Here is a 20944-nt window from a genome sequence, read left to right as displayed (position 1 = left end):
CTTTGGTAGCAATGCTTACGTATGGTCGACAGGTGTACCGGGTCAGAAATGCTTGATGTTTGGGGCAGATATTAGTGACGTGATGTACTCATTCCTTGAGGTTCTGGCCATCGATTAAGTCAAAGATTTATGACGTCCCACAATTCTGGTGATCAACCACCGCAGCCACCTGGATGGTTTCGCTCTGATGGACGTGGTGCCCGACGCCAAGTGGATCACCTTCGCCGCAAAAAAGGAACTTTGCGACGCGGATAGCAGCCATTGCTGGGTGCTGTCAGACGAATTCGAACCAGTCTTAGTTGGGTCAATATGGCTGTCCTTAGTACCGATCAAAGATCGCGCCACTCTGCAAGAGCAGCGCTGCGTGTCAGCTTGAAGGTGTCTCTGCTGGCGAGCGATCTTTCCTGGTTGAAGTGGTTGTAGACGGAGGAATGGAAGGGCGCGAATTTCTGTAAACTTCGCATGCGCCTGAACCGCTGCATGGCGCGTTCTCTTCGTCAGAACGGCAGGTGAGAGTTCTAAACTCGATTATCAAGCCATCTGCCCGTCTGTTGTTTTTCGGTGGCTCCCAGCTCTCTGAGCGCGGCCCTGTATGACGCGAAGCGATCCGTTACAATTTTTTCCGCTTTACCGTGTCGTTTCATCAATTTTTTGAGGAATTTCAATGCCGCCTGCTTGTTTCGGCGTTTGGTGACTACGGCTTCCAGCACCTCACCTTCATGATCGACCGCACGCCAAAGGTAGTGCCGCTTTCCGTTCACCTTCACAAAGACCTCGTCGACATGCCACTTCCATTTTGAGAATGCACGCAGTTGTTGGACACGCTTTTTTTCTGATCTCCGAGGCAAACATCTGGCCGAAGCGGTTCCACCAATATCGGACGGTTTCGTGACTCACCTCAATTCCCCGTTCGTGCAATAAATCTTCCACATTTCGAAGCGAAAGCGAAAAACGGATATACAGCATCACCGCAAGGCGGATGATCTCGGGACTGGGTTTAAGATACTTGAAGGCGGCAGGTTTTGTCATTTCCAAACGCTACGCAACCGCCCTGCCCCGCTCAAGTTAAGTTACTCTGACAAGACCCTCACACGTATAGTACATTCATTGCTGCGCTATGGTCCATGTCGCCAGAGCGGTCGTTGAAAAGCAGTTTCAGGGGCAGTACAAAAACTGTCTTTTCGCCGCAACCAAGACAGACCATCGAGACGCGTAACAAAGCAACCGTAAGCTCAACCTCAACGGCCCGAAGTAAATTGTACGTCTACTCTGCGGCCAAATCCGCTTATTTTTATTCTTCTGAAAACCAATCAACGTGTTGGTTGGATATATCCCAGCTCGTTATGACGATAATCTGGCGACCGTACGTGTGCCGCAAGAAAAGCGGCTTCGTTTATTTGTCACACAGGGCGAAAAGCAATCACCGTCAAGTCATCCATGCGCTCTTCATTCTTCATATAGTCTAGGAACGCAGCGTCGATGGCCTTCAAAAGCTCTTCCGAATTTGACCAACTATCTTGTTCAATTATCGCCATTAATCTTTGAATGCCGAAGGCTAAACGCTTTTTGCCACCCAATTGGTCGATTAGGCCATCAGTGGAGATAATCAGGTCCGTGGCTTTATCCAATTGGATTTTGTGCTCGACGAACTCTGGCTCATTTGGGGTTTCCACATACCCAATGCTCTGTCTGTCACCCCGGACTCGATCGACACCGGCCATCGATTTAACCAACAAAGACATATGCGCACCTGCAAACTTAGCTATCCCTTTGCTTGAATCGATCTGGCAAATTGCGGCGTCCATGCCGTCATTAGAAGTCGCGCATTTAGTGTCCTGATTTAGGAGCTTGCGGGTCAAGTCGCTCAGCTTCGATAAAGCCGAAGCGGGGCTGAGCGTATCGTTTTCAAAGTAAAGCCGCTCGAGAGTTGCGATTGCCAGCATGGTCATGAAGCCTCCGGGGACGCCGTGCCCAGTACAGTCAATTACGGCGAGCGTCGAAATCCGGCCTTCTGATCTAACCCAGTAGATGTCCCCACCGACTAGATCGCGAGGTTCCCATTTGACTGCGAAATCTGCAAAGGCCGCCTGGCACAGACTTGTCGTAGGCAACAAACCTTGCTGAATTCGCGTGGCATAGTTTACACTATCGACGATCTGGCGGTGACCATCACGGATTGCATTTACGCGTTCGACCTCCCGATCCAGCATAGAGTTATAGCTTTGAACAACCTTGCCAATCTCATCTTCCGACTGGTACGGGACCGTCTGCGGGTCATCGTATAGCTCGAACCGTTCAATGGCTTTCAACATTTGGCTGAGAGGCCTGTTGATAAGCCATAGAAATGCCGTCGCGCCTGCTAAGATCAGCGCGAATCCTCCGAGAATTCCCAGAAGAACAACAACTCCCACTTCTGTTTGCAGCTCCTTGTTCAGGATCTCCTGATCAATTCGCGCCAACATCGTAGTCGGCCCTGCAACCGTCGGAACGGAAACGATGATATCCAAACCAGATTTTTTTATCCTGTCGCAACCTATGGCAGGCCAGGAAGCCAGTGTTTCTGAGCTTAGCTCTAACTTCTGCTCAGCGCAGATTACGTAAGGAAAACCCGAATAGACGGCCAGCAGGCTCTTCGCTTGGGTAACATTCCCTGCTTCAACCAATTCAGCCAACGGGCGCGCAATACGATTCGCAATCGTTGCCATTTCCGCGGCAACCTGATCCGTTTGAGCTTGCCTTTTGAATTCATAGTAGAAAAGAAGCACAACGGCATTCAAAACGCCCCCAATCAGGAGGGTCGTCAGAATATGCTTTAGAAAAATTCGGCGCTTTACAAAGTTCCTGAGTTTATGCACTAAATGCCTCTTCAGTGTTTGGCATCTAGTTTGCGATGTTCTTCATCGCGGCCTGAAGAGCGCCACGATTATTTACGATCATCTGTACAACCTTGTAGTCACCTGAAACTTCACGCACCAGGAAGTCTGCGGTCACCGTGTCGCCGCCTTCAGTTATCATTTCAGAGCAGACGAAATAGTCATTTCCCGCAGGAATAACCATGGGATGAACGTTTGCAGGGTACACGGTTTCAATCGCGTTGGTGGTCGTGTCCAGATAAGTGTAGGCACCGTCGACCATAACGCCATCGACATGCGCAATCATTGCGGATTGAAGCTTTGCCTTGACCTCAGTCGGAATGTCGGCCGCTGCAGCCGGACCGGACGATAGTATCACAGCGACCACACAAGATAGCCTAATCATGCTAACCTCCACACTAATAATCCTGCACAATTGATACACTAAAAATGCATAAATGTGTATCTTATGATATTAAGGCCTGGATTGAACTTGGTGCTATCCAAGCATGATCAAGGGGAACAAATGCTTGCAAGCGAAGTCTACGAACTACGTGCCAATCTGCGCGGACAAGGCGTTGTTTTTGCCTACAGCGGGTATGTAACCGAGGGTATTCTTAGTGGTGTTGGCGATGCATTGAAGCAGAAGTTGGTGTCAGAAGATGCGGACACCAAAACGCTTCGCAGCGTATTCGCAGTGTTTGTAGAGCAAATGCAGAATATCATCAGATATTCGGTTGAACGGCTGCCTGCTGACGGTGAGGCTGAGGTGCTGGACATAAGTTACGGCATCCTGACCATCGGGAACGAAGCTGGCAACTATGTCGTTCATGCTGGGAATCTGATCCTCTTAAACGACGTCGACACCATGCGAAGCCGTCTCTCAGAACTGCGTGATATGAGTCGAGATGAACTCAAGGCCGCATATAAGGACCAGCTCCGATCCGAAGCCGTCTCTGTCGGCAACAGCGCGGGCATCGGGTTAATCGAAATTGCGCGCCGAGCGTCAAGACCAATCGAGTTTGATTTTATGCGAATTAACGACAAGCACGCGTTTTTCGCACTCAAAGCAACGGTTTAAGAGGGGGCTTATGGAAAAAATTGAAATCCCGGCAACAAACCGTACTCCGACGGTGGCGTTTGATTTTGACGCGGGCCACCTCAGGCTGATTGGAGAGTCCTATCCAGAGGACGTTACGACCTTCTTCAACCCCTTGTTTGATGCTCTGAAAAGGTGGTTGTCAGAAGGTTCAAGTCGTGACTGTCGCTTTGATTTCGAACTCATTTATTTCAACTCCTCCAGCGCTAAGGCGATTATGATGCTAATGGAGCTTTTGGACTCCGCCGCAGAGGCGGGGAAAAACGTCGAAGTTTGCTGGTTTCATGATCCCGAAGACGAAACCATGGAAGAGCTTGGCGAAGAGTTTGGAGAAGATCTGAAGCACGCAAAATTCACGCTGAAGAAGTTGTACGTTCGATGACCATCGACGATCTTTTCGCCCGAGAGAAAGAGGCTTTAGAAGTCGCGGAAGCAACTTTGAACCGCGGTCAATTCTCTAGTTTAGAGACGCGTAACTCAATTAAAAACCTTATTGAAGAATACAGGAAACTGCTCCGAACTACGCGACGAATGATGCGATTGAGCGATCGTAACGAGCGGGAACTGAATGCATTGGCCGAAAATCAGCGCATCGCAACCGAGGAAGTTACCCGGAAAAACCAAGAGCTTGAGGCGTTGTCAGGAAAGCTCGCAAAATACCTATCGCCACAAGTCTATAATTCAATCTTTTCCGGTCGGCAGGAAGTTAAGCTCGCCAGTCAGCGGAAGAAACTGACAGTGTTTTTCTCGGACGTAGCTGGGTTCACAGAGCTCACAGATCAGATGGAGTCGGAGGACTTAACGCAACTTCTGAACAGTTACCTGACCGAGATGGCACAAGTCGCTCTGGCCCACGGCGCGACAATAGATAAATTCATCGGTGACGCGATCCTCGTCTTCTTTGGCGATCCAGAGACTAATGGGGTGCGGGAAGATGCCTTAGCGTGCGTGAGAATGGCAATCGCAATGCGAGACAGGCTGACCGAACTGCAAGCCGAATGGAGGCATCAGGGAATATGGCAACAGTTGCAATGTCGAATTGGTATCAACACAGGCTTCTGTACGGTGGGAAACTTTGGAAGTGAAGACCGTATGGACTACACCATTATTGGTGGGGCTGTGAACGTTGCCTCAAGGCTCGAGCACCATGCCGACGAAGGAGAGATTTTAATTTCTTACGAGACCTGGGCTCACGTCAACGAAGAAATAGAGACCGAAGAGGTTGGGCCCATCCGGGTTAAGGGGGTAGCTCAACCCGTCATTGCGTATCGTGTCTTGGGTCGAAAGGGGGCGAAATCACGCCCCGAAGAGGTTACGTACAGGAAACCGAACTTTCAGTTGTTTTTCGACCCAAACTCCATGACATCTGACGAGCGCGCTGAGAGCGCGGAAATATTGGAATCAGCGCTTGCATCAATCCGCGGCTACGATGCCTGAGATGTGAGTGGATAGGCTTAAAAGTTGCACCGGTTATAACACTTCGAACCTCACGTACACAAAGCTTTTTGGGCCGCTGCAAGTTAGCATTGTGGAAACTTTCTAAAAAGAGACTTCCAATCAGCCATTTGGTAGTATGAGGACGGTGCTGTCAGACGAATTCGAACCAGTCTCAGTTTGCCGCGGAAACTGTGAATCTATCCAGAATAAAGTTGACGCCACTCTGCGAGAGCGGCGGTGCGTGTTAGCTTGAATGTATCTCTGCGGGTCAGCGATCTTTCCTGGTTGAAGTGGTTGTATACGGAGGAGTGGACGGCGGCGAACTTCTGCAAACTTCGCATGCGTTTGAAACGTTGCATCGCGCGTTCGCGTCGTCGAAACGGGAGGTGCGAATTCTCGACGCGGTTGTTGAGCCACCTGCCCGTCCGTTGTTTTTCAAGCGCGCCCATTTCTCTGAGCGCAGCCTTGTAGGAAGCGAAGCGATCTGTGAAGACCTCCTTGGCGCAACCGTGCCGCTTCATCAATTTCTTGAGGAATTTTAGCGCTGCAGCCTTGTTTCGGCGTTTGTTTACAACGGCTTCTAGCACCTCGTCTTCATGATCAACAGCCCGCCAAAGATAGTGCCGCTTGCCGTTCACTTTCACGAATACCTCGTCCACGTGCCACTTCCATTTCGAGAATGCGCGCAGTTGCTGAACCCGTTTTCTTCGGATCTCTGATGCAAACATCGGGCCAAACCTGTTCCACCAGTATCGGACAGTTTCGTGGCTCACATCGATGCCTCACTTGTGAAGCAGATCTTCGACATTCCGAAGCGAGAGCGGGAAACGGATGTACAGCATCACCGCAAGGCGAATGATCTCAGGGCTGGTTTTGAAGTATTTGAACGAGACAGCTTTGGTCATTGCCAGAAGCTATGCGACCACCCTGCCCCGCTCAAGCAAAGTTCTTCTGACAAGGCCGTATGAGCTATGTGCTTCTGCACGACGCTGACCACGTTAGCCCCTGAAACGGCTACATATTTTCTTCACAGGGAAACGCGCCCCAAAGGCTTTTTGAGATTGCTGAACCAGCACTCTCCTCCCATGTCTCGGGGTGATCCGAGATATAGTTCACCACGATTTCACGCATTTGGTGGTTCGGAAGTCTGGGAAAAACACACCTGCCGAAGCGAAGCGGATCTGTAAACTCTTCTGTATTCTCAATTGGCTCGCTTCCCAAACCTTTTGTGGTTCGGATAGTGTGCCAAGTCGTGTCTCTTCCTTCGCGATATCCGGCCATATACCCCATACAATAGCCCAGTTGCAGCGCATCCCCGTCAGTGCAGATATCAACAAGTGTACGGCCATCCATTTCGGCAGCGGCTTGCGAAACAATGCTCGATAAAAGCACTGCTGCGGCTGAGTTTAGAATTCTGGCTGTCATTTCACGCCTCCTTACTTTCAAGCATTTGCCAGTAGGAGCGGCATTTCTCGGAGACCTCATTTCAGATCCCGAGTTGTAGATAACTAACATAATCTCGGCATTTCTGCTTTGACCCAGATCATGTTCGTGGAACTTAGACGTCCTTCAATGTCTGCGCTTGGGAAATGCGCTGCATTGCTACGGTCTATTTGGCGTAGCGATGCAGCAGTGAATTTGGCCGCGTCAACATCAGGCAACTTGTTCTGCAGTTCGGACGTTAGCGCCTAAAGTTCGCTGCGCTCTTAATCAATGACAGTTTTTTTGTCTAAAACGCAGCTAGTGGGGTTGGCGAAAATTTTCTGCGCCCGTGAAATGCAGGAAAGCAGCACTTCCAGTATTAACTCGATCCAGACCTTCTCTACTCAGTACACCAATGGCCGCTCCGGCACGAGAGTGCTATTCCGCCGCAGCCGTAAGCGTCTCACAAATATTTTCTATTTGTCTCACCCCACCTATCGTTCCATGATTTCACTGGGAAATAAGCCCGCCAGCTCTTGGCTACAAAACCCACAACGGCCGCATTTCTTCAAGCCATCCCCCTCGTCGGCCGATTGTTGGAGATATTGAACTTCATTCCATCTAGCAACTCTTCCAGATCCGGACGTGCCGCAGGCCCGTTAGACAAAATGACAATCTGCGTCGTGCCATCCGGAAGAATGAAAAAGGATGCCGGTTCCGCAAAACGCCGATCCGTTTCATTTGGCGAAATAGGATCGGTTACATAGACACCCAATTCCCTCATTTGATCTTCACTAAGATCATAAGCTAAATCAAACTCCCAGCCGAATTCATCATGGTCCGCGAGAGATTTTTCGATCGGATCAGCGGAAGCGACCAGGACATCAATGCCTGCTTCTTCGAATTCTGGCAGCATCTTTTGCAATTTGTTGAGGTGTCGCTTGCAGCGAGGGCAGTGCTTTCCGCGGTAGACGACGAAAAACTGATGTCGCTCACGCTTTCCGCCCACGGTCATTGTTCCGCCGCCGACTGTTGGTAGCGAGATATTTGCAATGGGGGTGCCCACAGCGGGTTTGTAGTTATTCATTCTTTTAGCCCTTTTTTAGGTTGGGGGTATTGTACGTCGATTTGAATTTAAAAATTGCCAAAATGACCGAAGTCTGCGGTGGTCTGCCCGATTTGTACTTCAGTCGGTGCTGTTTGTATGCCTGCTGTCACAATAACGGACGTTCGACAGTATTGGGGCAACGACCGAGTTGCGAACAGAGCAGCCATCAAGTTTTTCAGTACCCCTGCTTCACGCGTATTCAAAATGGTCAACCAAACGTCTGCCGCAAATGCTGTGTCCTAGTAGACAAAACCTATCGCGGATCTTGGAGGGCTTTCCAGATTTAAGCCATGGGCATGAAGCGCCTATCATATAAGATCGCCTAGGGACTTTCAGCTCGACGAAATTCGTTTCGTGTCTACCGGAAGAACAACCTAAGCTTGGAGTTAACGTTTCATGGAGCACAACTTGGAAAGACGCCTCGCTGCGATTGTGGCCATGGACATGGTCGGTTTTTCCCGTCTTTTGGGTTTAGATGAAGAAGGAACAATAGCGCGGCAACAACGTTTAAATTCCGAAATATTCGAGCCAATTATTGCTGGAAATAGTGGTCGCGTTTTTAAGAGTAGCGGGGACGGTCTATTTATCGAATTTCCCTCGGCAGTTAGCGCCGCACGAGCTTGTGTAGCGATTCAACAATCAGTTTCAGAAGCCGAGAAGTCTATTGATCCCTCTAAACGCATTGCTTATCGGATAGGTTTGCATGTTGGTGACGTAATAGTCGACGGCGACGATTTGTATGGTGACGGAGTCAATATCGCTGCTCGTCTCGAAGCTCTGGCGGAACCTTCAACGATTGTTACTTCAGCAGATGCACATCGCCAGTTTGATGGTAGGTTTGAAGCGGATTTTGCACCAGCAGGATCCCGCATCCTAAAAAACATATCTGAACCTGTTCACATCCTCCAGTGGCCCCCTGACGCCGTTATTGCTGCGATGACTGTTTCCAAGCCGACTGTTGCAGTGCTCCCTTTTGAAAATCGATCCTCTGATCCAGAAAACGAATTCATTGCCGATGGTATGGCGGAAGATATAATTACAGACTTAAGCCGTATGCCTTGGTTCAATGTGATTTCGCGAAATTCCACAATGACCCATAAGGACAACGGACTGGATTTGACGGCGGCGATTAGAGAACTGGGTGTTGTCTATGTACTGAAAGGCTCTATCCGTAAGTCTGGAGACCGAATTCGGGTCACTACTCAATTAATTGACTTGGCGACTAAAACACAGGTTTGGGCAAACCGCTACGACAGAGTATTCACTGACATCTTTGATATTCAGGACGAAATATCGAACGCGATAGTGTCAGCGGTCGGGCCAGGATTTTTGAGTGCCGAAGCTAGGCGCGCCCGGGCTAAAGATCCGACGCAGTTGGACGCCTGGGAATGTGTAATGAGAGGGCGACCTCTCGTCATGCGTTTGGGGCAGACGGAAACAGCAGAAGCTCGACGCTATTTTGAGCGGGCAGTCGAACTGTCCGGCGGCGCATTTGGCAACGCCGACCTGGCTCTCGCGCATTTTCTACAAGCTTTCTACAGTTGGGCAGAACCCGGTGAGAATTCCGCCGCGGCTATGGTCGCAGCGGCAGATGCAGCGGTGCGAGCCGACAATCAAGATCCCATTATTTTGGCGATCAAAGGATGGTCTTTGATGTTTGTCGGCCGCTGGGACGAGGCAGTTGACCTCTTTGATCGCGCCATTACACTCGCGCCATCGTTTTCGACTGTATTGGGCTTTTGTGGAAGCGGATACTGCATAAGCGGCGCATACCAAAAGGGCCTGGATCTGGTTAAACGAGCAGAGACACTAAGTCCTCAGGACATTTTTACACCGCTTTGGTTGATGGGCGTCTACTTTGCCTATTTTTGCTTAGAGGACTACGAAAGTGCAGAAAAGACGGTGCGTCGTGCACTGGCCTTGGCACCCGAAAACCCAACCTACAGAAGGCAGTTGGTGGCGACGCTACATCTTTCTGGTCGCATTGAGGAGAGAGACAAGGCGTTAGACGCCTACCTGGCAGTTGCGCCGGACGTCAGAGCAAGTGATGCAAGACGAATTCCCGGTCGAGACCGCGAACAAGTAGAGCGCTTTGTTGAAGTCTTGATTGCCGCTGGCGTTCCAGACTGAATTCTTCTGGAAGAATTTGCTAAGCGAACAAGGTCCACCTTAGGCTCGTTGCCACCTTTGGCTACTTTACAAATCAATAACCGGTAGCGGCCCAAAGCGGACCTTCATTACCAAGCTTTGTATACTCCGAGATGCGGATAATGCTGACTATCGTCACTTGGGGTTGGCTAACACAAATAAGGTTTCAATTGCTTGAGCGCCTCTGCCATTAGAACTTTTAAAGCAGTTGCTCCAACGTGCGAGAGCTTTATGCTGGAATCATGGCCAAACGTACCCTGCTAATTCTCAACAGGAAGTCCGCAGCAAGACCCGATCTGCGTTTTGCTGTCCGGCCATTGGAAAAAGAGCTTGGCATTAGGGTGTGTATTCCTTGGTCAGGAAAAGACTTGAGGAAGACGCTTCGAGAAGCCGTAGCCGATGGGGTAACCAGGGTGATCGCGGGCGGTGGTGACGGCACTTTGAACTCGGTCGCGAGTGCAGTTTTGAAGTTGAAGACAAAGTCGCCTGTCTCGCTAGGTCTTGTTCCCTTAGGAACAGCGAACGATTTCGCTCGATCGTATGGTGATAAGGGTTTGGACTTGGCAACATCTGTTCGAGTTGCTGCATCGGGAGACGCGCGACCTATCGATGTCGGATACATAAACGGCAGTCCGTTTGTGAATGTTGCAAGCGGCGGTTTTGGAGCGATGATCACTGCAACGACACCCAAGGAAATGAAGAAAAGACTGGGGGGACTCGCGTACACTCTGTTTGGGCTTGCTCGTTTATCTGATGCAAAATCTGTTCCCGCAAAAATCTCGATTGATGATGAAGACCCGTACGACGTTTCCATTTCCGCTATCGCGATTGCGAACAGCCGCTATGCGGGTGGCGGTTTTGACGTGGCGCCTGAAGCGGAAGTGTCCGACGGGTTGCTCGATTTAAGCGTGCTTTCCGCAGAGCGTTTAATGCCAGAAAATCTGCCCTTTGGCAGACTGCCGGATATCTCGGATCCTAAAGATGGTGTTGTACAGCGTTCTCGTCTGAGATCTATGGTTTTGGAAACCTCCCAACCGTTTCATATGAATCTGGACGGCGAGCCGATGATCGATCAACGCTTTGAGGTTTCAATTAAACCAAATGCGCTGAACTTCGTTTTCCCAAGCGGTAAGTAGCTCGGGTTTCTCTTTAAACTCAAACGTTGCACGGTGTTTCGAACTATGTACGGGGCTGACACATACACTCGACGATTTAGTCAGGTAAAAAGCTGCCATCCAGTTTGGCGAACGTCTCTCGCGCTTAGCTGTCAACTGCGTCAGTGTTGTTTATCTTCCCATCACCGGACATCAGTATCGCGATTGGCTGCGTAGATGGGATATTCGAAAGCACAATCATAATGCACACGGTGATCGGGACGCTCATCAACGCTCCGGCAATGCCCCAGATCGCAGTCCAAAACGTGAGAGCCAAAATGACCATGAATGGCGACAAATTCAGGCTTTTCCCAAGTAGCATTGGCTCCAGAATATTGCCGATAGAGAATTGAACAGCGCCACAACCAATCAGAACCACAAGAAAGGGCACGACTTCTTCAAACTGTACCAGTGCGACAATGGAAGGAAGTGCGACGCCCACGATGGAGCCGACTGTCGGGATAAAATTCAACAAAAACGCAAGAACGGCCCAGGTTTCAGAGAAGTCCAAGCCGACGGATGCCATCACGGCGTAACTGCCCAAGCCAGTTAGTGCACTCACCAGCGTTTTGATGCCAACATATCTTTGAATGCTGTCCGACGTGCTCTCAAGAACGCGACGAACTTTTTCAGCGGCTTCCCTGTCTTTGATTGCCAGCTTGATTTTGGCGCGCATTGGAACACGTTCGACCAACATGAATGGCACATAAAGCAGCACCAGGAAGAAAGCGCTTAGGAATGCCCCAGCAGAGCCGATCACTCCTGTCGCGAGCCCAGCTAGGTTGATCTGCTCCAAGGCTTTGATCGCGGCTGCATAGTTATCTTGCCCAACCAGTGATACCAGCTTTGCGACTATGCTGGAAAACCGTTCCTCATAGCGCGGAAACGCTTCCGAAACCTCGCCGGCTTGACTGGATAGTATCGACAACACAAGCGAGAGGCCAATTAACACAATTGAAATTGCGGCCAAATGCGCAAGCCACTTCGGGACGGTGCCGCCAAATATCTTGAATCTGCCAATTCGATCCGCAGTCGCGGTGAGAAGAACGAACAGGAGAGCCGCAAAAGACAGGGGAACCAGCACAGAGGCGGCGAGGACTAGCGACGCTATGGTCAAGAACACAAGGACGACCAACTGATACCAGAACGTGAGTCCCAAGAAACCTGATGAAGGATCTTGATTATGCATACCCTTTTTCATTTATTGGCTCCCTACAGGACTGAGCGTTGTCCGGCCGCTTTCTGCAATTATTAAGTATTAGCTCGCCTTGATCGCAACTTGGCAAGTGGCTAAAGCCTTTCCCTATAGCGCGAATAGCTGAGGTTTTCAGATGATGGTCCTCATTTCTTTGCTTTGAACTGGCTGTTGATCAGAAACTCTAGGCTGCAAGACTGTCGGAAATGGGGTGCTGTCAGACGAATTCGAACCAGTCTCAGTTTGCCGCGGAAACCGCGAACCTATCCGGAACAAAGTTGACGCCATTCGCTGAGAGCGGCGGCGCGGGTCAGCTTGAAAGTGTTTCGGCTGGCTAGCTATCTTTCCTGGTTGAAGTGGTCGTATACGGAGGAATGGACGGCGGCGAATTTCTGTAGACTTCGCATGCGCCTGAAACGCTGCATCGGGCGTTCGCGTCGTCGAAACGGGAGGTGCGAATTCTCAACGCGGTTGTTGAGCCACCTGCCCGTCTGTTGTTTATCGAGCGCGCCCATTTCTCTGAGCGCAGCCTTGTAGGAAGCGAAGCTATCTGTGACGACCTCCTCGGCGCAACCGCGCCGCTTCATCAATTTCTTGAGGAATTTCAGTGCCGCAGCCTTGTTTCGGCGTTTGGTGACAACGGCTTCTAGCACCTCGTCTTCATGATCAACAGCCCGCCAAAGATAGTGCCGCTTGCCGTTCACTTTCACGAATACTTCGTCCACGTGCCACTTCCATTTCTAGAATGCGCGCAGTTGCTGAACCCGTTTTCTTCGGATCTCTGATGCAAACATCGGGCCGAACTTGTTCCACCAATACCGGACAGTTTCGTGGATCGCGTCGATGCCTCGCTCGTGCAACAGATCTTCGACATTCCGAAGCGAGAGGGGAAACCGAATACACAGCATCACCGCAAGACGGATGATCTCGGGGCTGGTAGTAAAGTATCTGAAAGAGGCAGGTCTGGTCATGGGCAATAGCTATGCAACCGTCCTGCCCGCTTCAAGAAAAGTTCTTCCGACAAGATCCTGCGGACAAAGCCGCCGTCCACTCAGTGCAAGACAGTGCCCGCACCCGGTCCAAAGCGGACATCGCGCTTCCGCGCAATGAAAAAAATGTTGTAGCGGTTTCTTTCCAATTGATGAGCTTTCTTTACAGCTATCCTTGATCAGGAGAACCTTCATGCTTGTCCAGGTCCAACACCGCAGGGTCGATCATGCGTTTGCTGGCGCTCACATTGACAGAGTTCCGCATGGCCTTGCTTCGCCTCAGCAAGCGCCGGAATCTTGCTTCGTCAAGCATAAGCAGTGTCGAGGGCGCCAACGCTCGCGCGTTTACCCGACGGGGCCGTTTCATTAGCATGGCCAATTGCCCAAACATTTCGCCACGACCTAACCGTGTGGTATGTCTGCCGAACTCCACTTCGACTGCTCCAGAAGCGATGAAAAACACACTCCGGGTCAATTCATCTTTGGAAAGGATCGTGTCGCCCGCGTTGGCGTAGCGCGTACGCAGCGCTCTACTGAGTTTTCGCAATGAAGCTTTGTCGAGATCAGAGAATAGTGGAAACTGCCTGACCAGATCCCGCCCCTTCAGGGCGATGTCCAGTACAGGACGCCCTTCGGATAAAGCACGTCGTGCCGCCACTTCCTGCATCAACACTGAATAGAGCTCTTCGCCTACCAGGCCATCCTCGCGCATGACCGCGTACTCTCGCTCCTCCAGTCGCAATGCTGTCTTTCGGATGAACCGCCGCTCCAGCTTTTCCGCATAACCTGGATATTGGAGCCGTAATCCTTCAAGCGCTGTCTCGACCGCCTCGGATCGGCGCTCCAACAGGTCGTCTAGCAACTCCGCAACCCGGCGACCGTGGATCCGGCGTATGCGACCACGGACAAACCCATCGAGATCTCGAAGGATCAGACGTTGCATGAGCAGTCTTTCGAACCTGTCCGCTGTTATACGAGTGAGCGGAAACGAGATTCGTAGGCGGTTGTGCAGGAAAACGGCGATCCGAAAAGACTTGCCATAGACGACAGATCGATTGGACGCGCGCTGATAGCCGATCCGACCACCGGTCCTTGCGCCTTCAATGAGCCGATCCGCGTCTGACAGAATTTTTTCGCTGAGAACGGATGACATGGTGCGCTCTCGCATTCGGGCCAAAACTGAATCCCGCTCTGCACCGGCCAACGCAATAAGGCCAAGCGTGATCCTATCGCGATCAAGGATCTCCGCGCTCTCTTCGGCGGCTTTTACAGCCTCGTCGAGGCGTTCGCTAAACTGCTTGGCTTCGTTTCTTACAATTTGGTGGGTCAGGTCGTAGTTTTCCGCGGTGCGGGACACATCCTCGCGGACTGATTGCAAGGCGACCGCGACCACCTGGCGCGACAATGCCGTATCAAGCGGAGTGAGTTCGTCGAGCCCTAGCTTTGTGATCACCGTTCGCAAGGTTGTCCCTTGGACAATCAGTGTAAACAGCGTAAAGCCAGTGGCCAAAATACCGACCAGACGCTTGGTTTCGAGCGGTACTTGAGTGCTTTCAGTGACTGCTAGTGCCAATGCCAAAGTCACGGCGCCCCGCAGCCCACCCCAAAGCATTGCGGTGCGATAGGGGCGTTCCACAAATGGCGACAGACCGATTGTCGTGAGCAAGGGCAACAAGCCGAACAGAACCGCCGCCCGCGCCAGTGTTGCTGCAAGGACCACCACTGCCAACAGGCCAAAGTCAGACGGCTGCACCCCTTCCAAAAGCCTCGGTATCAACAATGCTGCAAGAATAAAGATCAGCGCTCCAGCCCAATGTGCTAGGAGATCCCATACTTCTTGCAGATTTGTCCAAGCGATTGGCGACAAACGACCAGGGCCGGTGAGGTTGAGCGTTAGTCCTGTGACCACCACTGCGATAACACCCGAAGCCCCGACGCTTTGTTCCGCAACGATATAGGCGAGGTACGGCAGCGCGACAGAAATTGAAATTTGCGCCTTCTCCCAACGGTCTACGAAAGCCATCATCCAAACCGCCAAACGCGCCATAAGCCAACCAGTGAGTGCTCCGCCAACGATCAACAGCGGAAACTGCCCCACGGCGTCACTTAGCGACGGATCAGGTCTCCCGAGCATCACAAAGCTCATGAATAGCCCGAAAAGAGCAATCGCGGCAGCATCGTTCAGGAGGCTTTCACCCTCGATTATTCGCGACAATCTGCGTGGTGCGGAGATCGACCTAAAAATGCTGACAACCGCCGAGGGATCTGTTGTCGATACGATAGCACCAATCAACAGGCAAGCGACCAACGGTAAGGCACTTACCCAACTGAGCGCATAGCCAATGGAAAGTGTCGCCACAATCACAGCCACGACGGCCATCATCAAGATGGGCATCCAGTCATCCAGCATCCTGCGCAGGTTCATGCCGAGTGTCGCCTGGAAGAGCAACGTTGGCAGGAAAACATAGAGGAAAACGTCTGACCGGATCGGCAAATCAATAATCGCCTGCGCTCCCGGGTTCAGCGCATCCGTCAAGTCAGTATTGAGAAAGAACGTAGCGCCAAGTCCGATCACTATCCCCAAGACGGCGAGAATAACGCTGAAGGGTAAACCCAATCGAGCGGCCAGTGGCTCCGCCACGCCGATTACAATAAAAAGAGCAGTAATGATGGTCGTAGTGACGACAATATCCATCAGTACCTATTATCTAAGAACTCGAACTAAGGGAACTCGCCCTTCCAACCTGATCAGCTTTGTGAGGTCAATGTGCTAGCTTACAAACATCTAGGTTGTGCAGTTGCAACGAGTGTTTGTAATGGCGGACCGCTCTTTGACACTAGTTCTGTGAGTGAACCGCTGAAATATGTCGACCACCTGGCTTTGCAAAGTCCGCTTCCTGCGCATAGCCGCCGTCGATTGATCGCGCAGCATCGGTCACTATGGGCTCGTAGCGGTCATTCGCTGTACTCGGCATGAGCATCCGCTTTGCGGACAGAGTTGCCGTCCGCCTGGATAGCCCGATTGTCCGGTGATGAATGCTGATGATCAAAATGCAACAAAGCACCCATGTTTCCATGGGCGCTTTGGTTAATATGAAGGCTCTTACCGTGCCAGTTGGTAGCGCTTCATCGACATAGAAGATGCATCGATCATGCTCATAAACTTCTCAGCAGCCGGAGCAGAGGCAAAGCTGTCCATGGATGCTTGCGCTGCCTCCGCGCTTTCCCAATTGACGACAACCGCCCATTTGTCGTCTGCGAAGGCGGCTTGCCGGGAGATGAAGCCAGGCTGTTTACTGACGTACTCGTCCTCAATGGCCTTGTCGACCGGTTCGAACGCTTGAGCTGAAACACCCTCGGCAAGGTTCATTGTCACAATCTCGACTACACCAGTTTCTTGAGCCATAGCTGTGCCTCCTAGCATCATCGTGAGGGTGATCAGGAATGCTCTCATGTTCCCCCGATCAAAACTTGCCGTTGTCATGAGCCATTTCCGCAGGGATATCTGCGATCACGTCCCAATGCTCAACGATTTTGCCGTTTTCGACGCGGAACAGGTCATAGAAGGCCGTCGGCTTGTCGGCAAACGTGCCCTCAGAGGCGCTGAAGACAAAGTTGCCCTCGGCCACAACAATGTGGACATCCGAGTAAATCATCTGGATGCCTCGCTCGGCCATGCCAGCGAGTGCCGCACCCAAACCGTCCAGTCCGTCAGCAATGTTGCTGTTGTGCTGGATATAGGTCTCCGCGGACAGGAAATCCGTGATCCGGTCAACATCGCCATTTTTAAGGATCGTGTTCACAAAGTCGGTGACCAAAGCCTTGTTCTCGGACGTCTTTTCCAGATCGGTGATCTCAGTTGGACCATCGATCTGAGTGTGCCCCGAAGGATTTGGCGGTGTAGTTGGGGTCAGGTTGTCCCAGTGTTCTGCAACCTTTCCGTCTTCGACGCGGAAAACATCGAAGCCCACCAGAGTTTCAGCACCGAACGCCTGAGCGTTGTTGTAGGTGGTGTGCAGGACAACCATGTTGCCTTCCGCGATCACCCGGTGGATATCCACCTCGATCCCGCTTTCTTTCAGACCAGGAATGAAGCCAAGGATCGGCGCAGCCCCCGTGGGGACGGCTGGGTTGTGCTGGATATAGTCCTTTGCCAGCAGCTGTTCGGCGGCAGTTGCGTCGAAGTGGACAAAAATGGCAGCTACGGCCTCCATTACGAGTTCTTTAGGTGTCATTGTTGTAGCCCTCTCTTGGTTTGATTTGACGACATTCACGCGGCGCAAGCCTGCACTGAGGTGATCGTGAATTCTGTGCCCCACGGATCGACCTTCTGGCCGGGCGTGAGACTTGCGGGGTCAGCCAACAGCTCAACACTCGCGAGACCTGTGGTTTCGACAGAGCGCGGGCCTGCCCCCTTCGATTGCCAAGCATTCGCCGCAAGATGGTGATGGTAGCCACCGGACCCGAACCAGCGGGCTGAGGGCAGCTCAAATGTCTGAACCATACTCAGCTCGTCAGTAACGAACTTGGCTGCCTTGCTGACATCACCGACACGTAAATGAACGTGTCCGATGACTGTGCCTTGCGGTGCGCCTTGCCACTGTGTGGCATCTTCCGTTAGTGATTTCAGGTCGAGCGGGTGCGTTGTCATATGGATGGTATCGCCTTGGCGTTTCCACGCTTCGCGAGGCAGATCACGATAGATTTCGATGCCGTTTCCTTCTGGATCGTTCAGATACAGCGCCTCACTGACACCGTGGTGGGATACGCCATCCAGGCGAACACCGCGCTCATCCGCGTAGACCAGCCATGCGCCGAGGTCTTGTTTGGACGGCAACAGAAATGCGGTGTGAAACAGCCCCGCCTCTTTAGGAAAGGGTCTAGCGTTTCGGTCCTGGCGCAACTCGATCAGCGTTCCGGCTTCGGTGCCGAGGAAGGCGCTTTCACCGTTGCGTTCGATCAGGCCGAGGCCAATCACGTCTTCATAGAAGGTGGCGGTCTTATCCAGATCGCGCACCGTCAGGGCGACCTGACCTATTGAGATGGGGGCGTCTGACGTTGCCATGTTCTTTTCTCCTGCGATTCAGCTTGAGAGGAACTTAGCGATGGTCTTTTCTCCATGAAATGGCGATAAGAGCGAGTGTGTATCGCGCAAATGGAGGCAATGCTATGGACCGGATCGACGGGATGCAGAGCTTCGTGGCTGTTGTGGAATCCGGTTCTTTTGCCGCCGCCGGACAACGGCTTGGCATTTCAAACAAGCTGGTCAGCAAACGTGTGGCCCAGCTCGAAAACATGGTTGGGCTGAATCTTCTCCATCGCACCACCAGGTCTATGTCGTTGACCCACGAGGGGGAGCGATATCTGGAAGGAGCGCGACGGGTGCTGGCTGAATTGGAGCAGTTGGAGACTGAGTTTGACGCTTCAGAGGGCTTGAAGGGCATCGTTCGTGTGGCGGCGCCCCTTACCTATGGCGACACGGCGGTGGCTAAAGCAGCAAGCCGTTTCGTAGAGCAACACCCGGACGTCACAGTCGAATTGGACTTGTCGGATCATTATGCTGATCTGGCCAAGGGCGGTTTCGATATCGCAATACGGATCGGCGCGCTCAGTGACTCCAGTTTGGTCGTTCGCAAGCTCGGTGAAACGCATATGAAAGTCGTCGCGACTCCTTGCTACCTTGAAGAACATGGTGCGCCTTCACATCCTGCGGAACTCTCGGACCACATTTGCATTCGAGATGCGAACAACCCCGATCCAAACCGCTGGCCATTCCAGATCGAAGGGCAAACCGTGCAGGTGCCTGTCTCTGGCCCATTTCTGGCAAACAGTCCTCCCGCCTGCCTCGTACCGACGCGTGCCGGGAGCGGCATCTTCATATGCCCAGATGTGTTTTTGGGGGACGACCTTGAAACCGGACGTCTTGTGCAACTCTTTCCGGAGTTCCATTCCCGCACTTTGCCGATCCAAAGCGTGCAGTTACCTTCGGCCTTTCGAAAGCCGCGTGTAAGGGCCTTTGTGGAGTTTATGCGTGAAGAGGTTCGGGCGTAGGTCGGCTCGAAAGTGGCCATTCGTGCAGTGTGCAGCATTTGGTAGGTATGGGCTCAAGTCAGTCATCTGAGTCGTTAAGTCAGATGACGGCTTAGGAACGGATAGCAGTCATTGTTGGTGGTCATTCCGAGAAATTTCGCCTGAACGTCTGCATTGAACGGCGCTGGACGTTCTTTGAAATCTGCTGAACGGCAGAGTTTCGGTCAAAGCAGACACGGGAAATAACAGACCGCGTTGCCTCGTTTGAATATCGCACTCGATCTGGCCACTCACTCGGATAAACCAAAATTCGTTGCTTTCTTGACAACGCCCGCACCAGTTTCGGCGGGCTAACCAAAACCTTGATGCTTGAGGCGAAGAGACAAAAAATGACGAATAAATGACCCCGCAAACTGCGGGGCCACAAAGGGTTTGACGAAAAGGCGACTCAACTTTTTTGAGGTTGAGCAACGGCCTAAGTTAGCTTGCAAGTGCAAGGTTGCATTTACGCCCTTCTTCCATAGCCTTCTTTGTACCGGTTAGGTCCACAATGAAATTTGCGGACTTCTTTGGAAATGCGATCAAAGTCTGTCCTTCGGCCACGGCAGTCGCCATGTTTGCGTCCTTTACAACGATATAGCCACCAGAGTAGTCATCCGCTAGCTTCTTGCTTTTTATGCCTTTTGCGCGACCTTCATACACGAAGTCGTCAATTGCTATTTCTATTTTTTGACGGTTTTTGATGTCTATGTCAGCTTGCGTGAATACTCCCAAGTAACCGTGTTTTTGGTTTTTGGTTAGACCCATTTGCATTACGTTCCCGCTCTCGAAGACTTTTTCTATCAGGCATGTACCAGAGTCGTTGTCAGCATAAACCGTCCAGCCTTCAACCTCACTGTAAATCTCGAAGTTGTCGCTACTTGCCGGAACTGGGTCTTTGGCAGCGGCAACAGTTGCATAAGCGGAGATTGCCACGGCGGCAAAAATGGCAGCATATTTCATGTATTCCTCCCAATTAGATGATGCGTCGCGTAGCTACCTACGACGCAACAAAAGCAAATATTTCGATGTGAATTCATTTCAACGAGTGAAAGCGTCGTTTGCAAACAACTGCTCGAAAAGCACTGCGGAACGTCGGTGAACACCTATAGCCTGAACAACTCGCAAGCTCCTCTTTCAAAATACAAATCTTTTGTGGGAGTTTTGATCCAAACTCATGATGGCTTCGTACCTATCATACCCCTAACTGATACCCACGGTCGTCTCCCATCCCATGAACGACCGTGGGTTTTTTCGCCAATTCCATTGGTTCGTGTCTGGAAATGACTAGGGGCTGCACCCAAAACAGAACTACAAAAGCTCGTCGCTGCATTTACAGAAGTATTTTCCATCTCGTGGATGCTTTTTGAGTAATTGTTTGGAATAGCTCCAAAAAAGTATCAACCAACATAAGCAACCAAACAATTCTAAGAAGGTGCTCGGTTAACTCGCGACCAAAGCTCTCCATCTC

General features: G+C 51.5%; 17 protein-coding genes and 3 pseudogenes. 7 read left to right on the top strand and 13 right to left on the bottom strand.

The window, feature by feature from the left end:
- Nucleotides 1–148 precede the first annotated feature (148 nt).
- Nucleotides 149–376 carry a lysophospholipid acyltransferase family protein gene (locus tag ACR0JF_RS15995; protein ID WP_170660776.1) on the top strand — a complete coding sequence of 76 codons (228 nt, stop codon included), beginning with the start codon at nucleotides 149–151 and terminating at the stop codon, nucleotides 374–376.
- Here ACR0JF_RS15995 and ACR0JF_RS15990 read toward each other — a convergent pair.
- The 3 genes and pseudogenes from ACR0JF_RS15990 to ACR0JF_RS15980 all read right to left on the bottom strand — a co-directional run bounded on the left by ACR0JF_RS15990 (nucleotide 330) and on the right by ACR0JF_RS15980 (nucleotide 3258).
- Nucleotides 330–1029, bottom strand: a pseudogene (locus tag ACR0JF_RS15990) (IS6 family transposase). The gene ACR0JF_RS15995 and the pseudogene ACR0JF_RS15990 sit on opposite strands and share 47 nt — an antisense overlap.
- A gap of 371 nt (nucleotides 1030–1400) precedes the next feature.
- The gene (locus ACR0JF_RS15985; protein ID WP_170660775.1) at nucleotides 1401–2855 is read right to left on the bottom strand and encodes a SpoIIE family protein phosphatase; all 1455 of its coding nucleotides are present in this window, start codon (nucleotides 2853–2855) and stop codon (nucleotides 1401–1403) included.
- A 25-nt stretch (nucleotides 2856–2880) separates the two neighbouring features.
- Nucleotides 2881–3258 (bottom strand): hypothetical protein, encoded by a 378-nt coding sequence (locus tag ACR0JF_RS15980; RefSeq protein WP_170660774.1) that lies wholly within the window; start codon nucleotides 3256–3258, stop codon nucleotides 2881–2883.
- A 120-nt stretch (nucleotides 3259–3378) separates the two neighbouring features.
- On the opposite strand from ACR0JF_RS15980, the gene ACR0JF_RS15975 reads away from it, so the two are divergent.
- From ACR0JF_RS15975 to ACR0JF_RS15965, 3 genes are read left to right on the top strand one after another with little or no spacing between them, the layout of a single operon-like run.
- Nucleotides 3379–3933 (top strand): SiaB family protein kinase, encoded by a 555-nt coding sequence (locus tag ACR0JF_RS15975; RefSeq protein ID WP_170660773.1) that lies wholly within the window; start codon nucleotides 3379–3381, stop codon nucleotides 3931–3933.
- A gap of 10 nt (nucleotides 3934–3943) precedes the next feature.
- Nucleotides 3944–4333, top strand: a complete 390-nt coding sequence (locus ACR0JF_RS15970) for a DUF1987 domain-containing protein (RefSeq protein WP_170660772.1) — start codon at nucleotides 3944–3946, stop codon at nucleotides 4331–4333.
- Nucleotides 4330–5388 (top strand): adenylate/guanylate cyclase domain-containing protein, encoded by a 1059-nt coding sequence (locus ACR0JF_RS15965; RefSeq protein WP_170660771.1) that lies wholly within the window; start codon nucleotides 4330–4332, stop codon nucleotides 5386–5388. The genes ACR0JF_RS15970 and ACR0JF_RS15965 overlap by 4 nt, the downstream gene beginning before the upstream one ends.
- Nucleotides 5389–5585: 197 nt before the next feature.
- Here ACR0JF_RS15965 and ACR0JF_RS15960 read toward each other — a convergent pair.
- From ACR0JF_RS15960 to ACR0JF_RS15950, 3 genes and pseudogenes are all read right to left on the bottom strand, one after another.
- A pseudogene (locus ACR0JF_RS15960) lies at nucleotides 5586–6293 on the bottom strand (IS6 family transposase).
- Between the two features lie 109 nt (nucleotides 6294–6402).
- On the bottom strand, nucleotides 6403–6813 hold the full coding sequence (locus tag ACR0JF_RS15955) for a Rap1a/Tai family immunity protein (RefSeq protein ID WP_170660770.1): 411 nt from the start codon (nucleotides 6811–6813) through the stop codon (nucleotides 6403–6405).
- Nucleotides 6814–7378: 565 nt separating this feature from the next.
- Nucleotides 7379–7897: a redoxin domain-containing protein gene (locus ACR0JF_RS15950; protein WP_170660769.1), complete on the bottom strand. Its 519-nt coding sequence runs from the start codon at nucleotides 7895–7897 to the stop codon at nucleotides 7379–7381.
- A gap of 429 nt (nucleotides 7898–8326) precedes the next feature.
- On the opposite strand from ACR0JF_RS15950, the gene ACR0JF_RS15945 reads away from it, so the two are divergent.
- A complete protein-coding gene (locus tag ACR0JF_RS15945) occupies nucleotides 8327–10048 on the top strand; it encodes an adenylate/guanylate cyclase domain-containing protein (RefSeq protein ID WP_170660768.1) in 1722 nt (573 codons plus the stop codon).
- Between the two features lie 260 nt (nucleotides 10049–10308).
- Complete coding sequence (locus ACR0JF_RS15940) at nucleotides 10309–11202, top strand: YegS/Rv2252/BmrU family lipid kinase (RefSeq protein ID WP_170660767.1); 894 nt, start codon at nucleotides 10309–10311, stop codon at nucleotides 11200–11202.
- Between the two features lie 124 nt (nucleotides 11203–11326).
- On the opposite strand, the gene ACR0JF_RS15935 is transcribed toward ACR0JF_RS15940, so the two are convergent.
- The 6 genes and pseudogenes from ACR0JF_RS15935 to ACR0JF_RS15910 all read right to left on the bottom strand — a co-directional run bounded on the left by ACR0JF_RS15935 (nucleotide 11327) and on the right by ACR0JF_RS15910 (nucleotide 18469).
- The gene (locus tag ACR0JF_RS15935) at nucleotides 11327–12421 is read right to left on the bottom strand and encodes an AI-2E family transporter (protein WP_170660766.1); all 1095 of its coding nucleotides are present in this window, start codon (nucleotides 12419–12421) and stop codon (nucleotides 11327–11329) included.
- A 257-nt stretch (nucleotides 12422–12678) separates the two neighbouring features.
- Nucleotides 12679–13386, bottom strand: a pseudogene (locus tag ACR0JF_RS15930) (IS6 family transposase).
- A gap of 187 nt (nucleotides 13387–13573) precedes the next feature.
- Nucleotides 13574–16099, bottom strand: a complete 2526-nt coding sequence (locus tag ACR0JF_RS15925) for a cation:proton antiporter (protein WP_170660765.1) — start codon at nucleotides 16097–16099, stop codon at nucleotides 13574–13576.
- A gap of 408 nt (nucleotides 16100–16507) precedes the next feature.
- On the bottom strand, nucleotides 16508–16810 hold the full coding sequence (locus tag ACR0JF_RS15920; RefSeq protein ID WP_480543496.1) for an antibiotic biosynthesis monooxygenase family protein: 303 nt from the start codon (nucleotides 16808–16810) through the stop codon (nucleotides 16508–16510).
- Between the two features lie 58 nt (nucleotides 16811–16868).
- Nucleotides 16869–17639 (bottom strand): nuclear transport factor 2 family protein, encoded by a 771-nt coding sequence (locus ACR0JF_RS15915; protein ID WP_170660764.1) that lies wholly within the window; start codon nucleotides 17637–17639, stop codon nucleotides 16869–16871.
- Nucleotides 17640–17674: 35 nt separating this feature from the next.
- Nucleotides 17675–18469 carry a VOC family protein gene (locus tag ACR0JF_RS15910; RefSeq protein ID WP_170660763.1) on the bottom strand — a complete coding sequence of 265 codons (795 nt, stop codon included), beginning with the start codon at nucleotides 18467–18469 and terminating at the stop codon, nucleotides 17675–17677.
- Between the two features lie 104 nt (nucleotides 18470–18573).
- Between ACR0JF_RS15910 and ACR0JF_RS15905 the strand changes: the two genes are divergently transcribed.
- Nucleotides 18574–19455: a LysR family transcriptional regulator gene (locus ACR0JF_RS15905; RefSeq protein ID WP_170660762.1), complete on the top strand. Its 882-nt coding sequence runs from the start codon at nucleotides 18574–18576 to the stop codon at nucleotides 19453–19455.
- A gap of 459 nt (nucleotides 19456–19914) precedes the next feature.
- Here the strand turns inward: ACR0JF_RS15905 and ACR0JF_RS15900 are convergent, their stop codons facing one another.
- The gene (locus ACR0JF_RS15900; RefSeq protein ID WP_170660761.1) at nucleotides 19915–20436 is read right to left on the bottom strand and encodes a hypothetical protein; all 522 of its coding nucleotides are present in this window, start codon (nucleotides 20434–20436) and stop codon (nucleotides 19915–19917) included.
- Nucleotides 20437–20944 lie beyond the last annotated feature (508 nt).

Source organism: Ruegeria sp. BG11 (genome assembly GCF_056538565.1).
The sequence above is the reverse complement of the archived record's forward strand: the minus strand, read 5'-3'. Positions and strand labels throughout refer to the sequence as shown.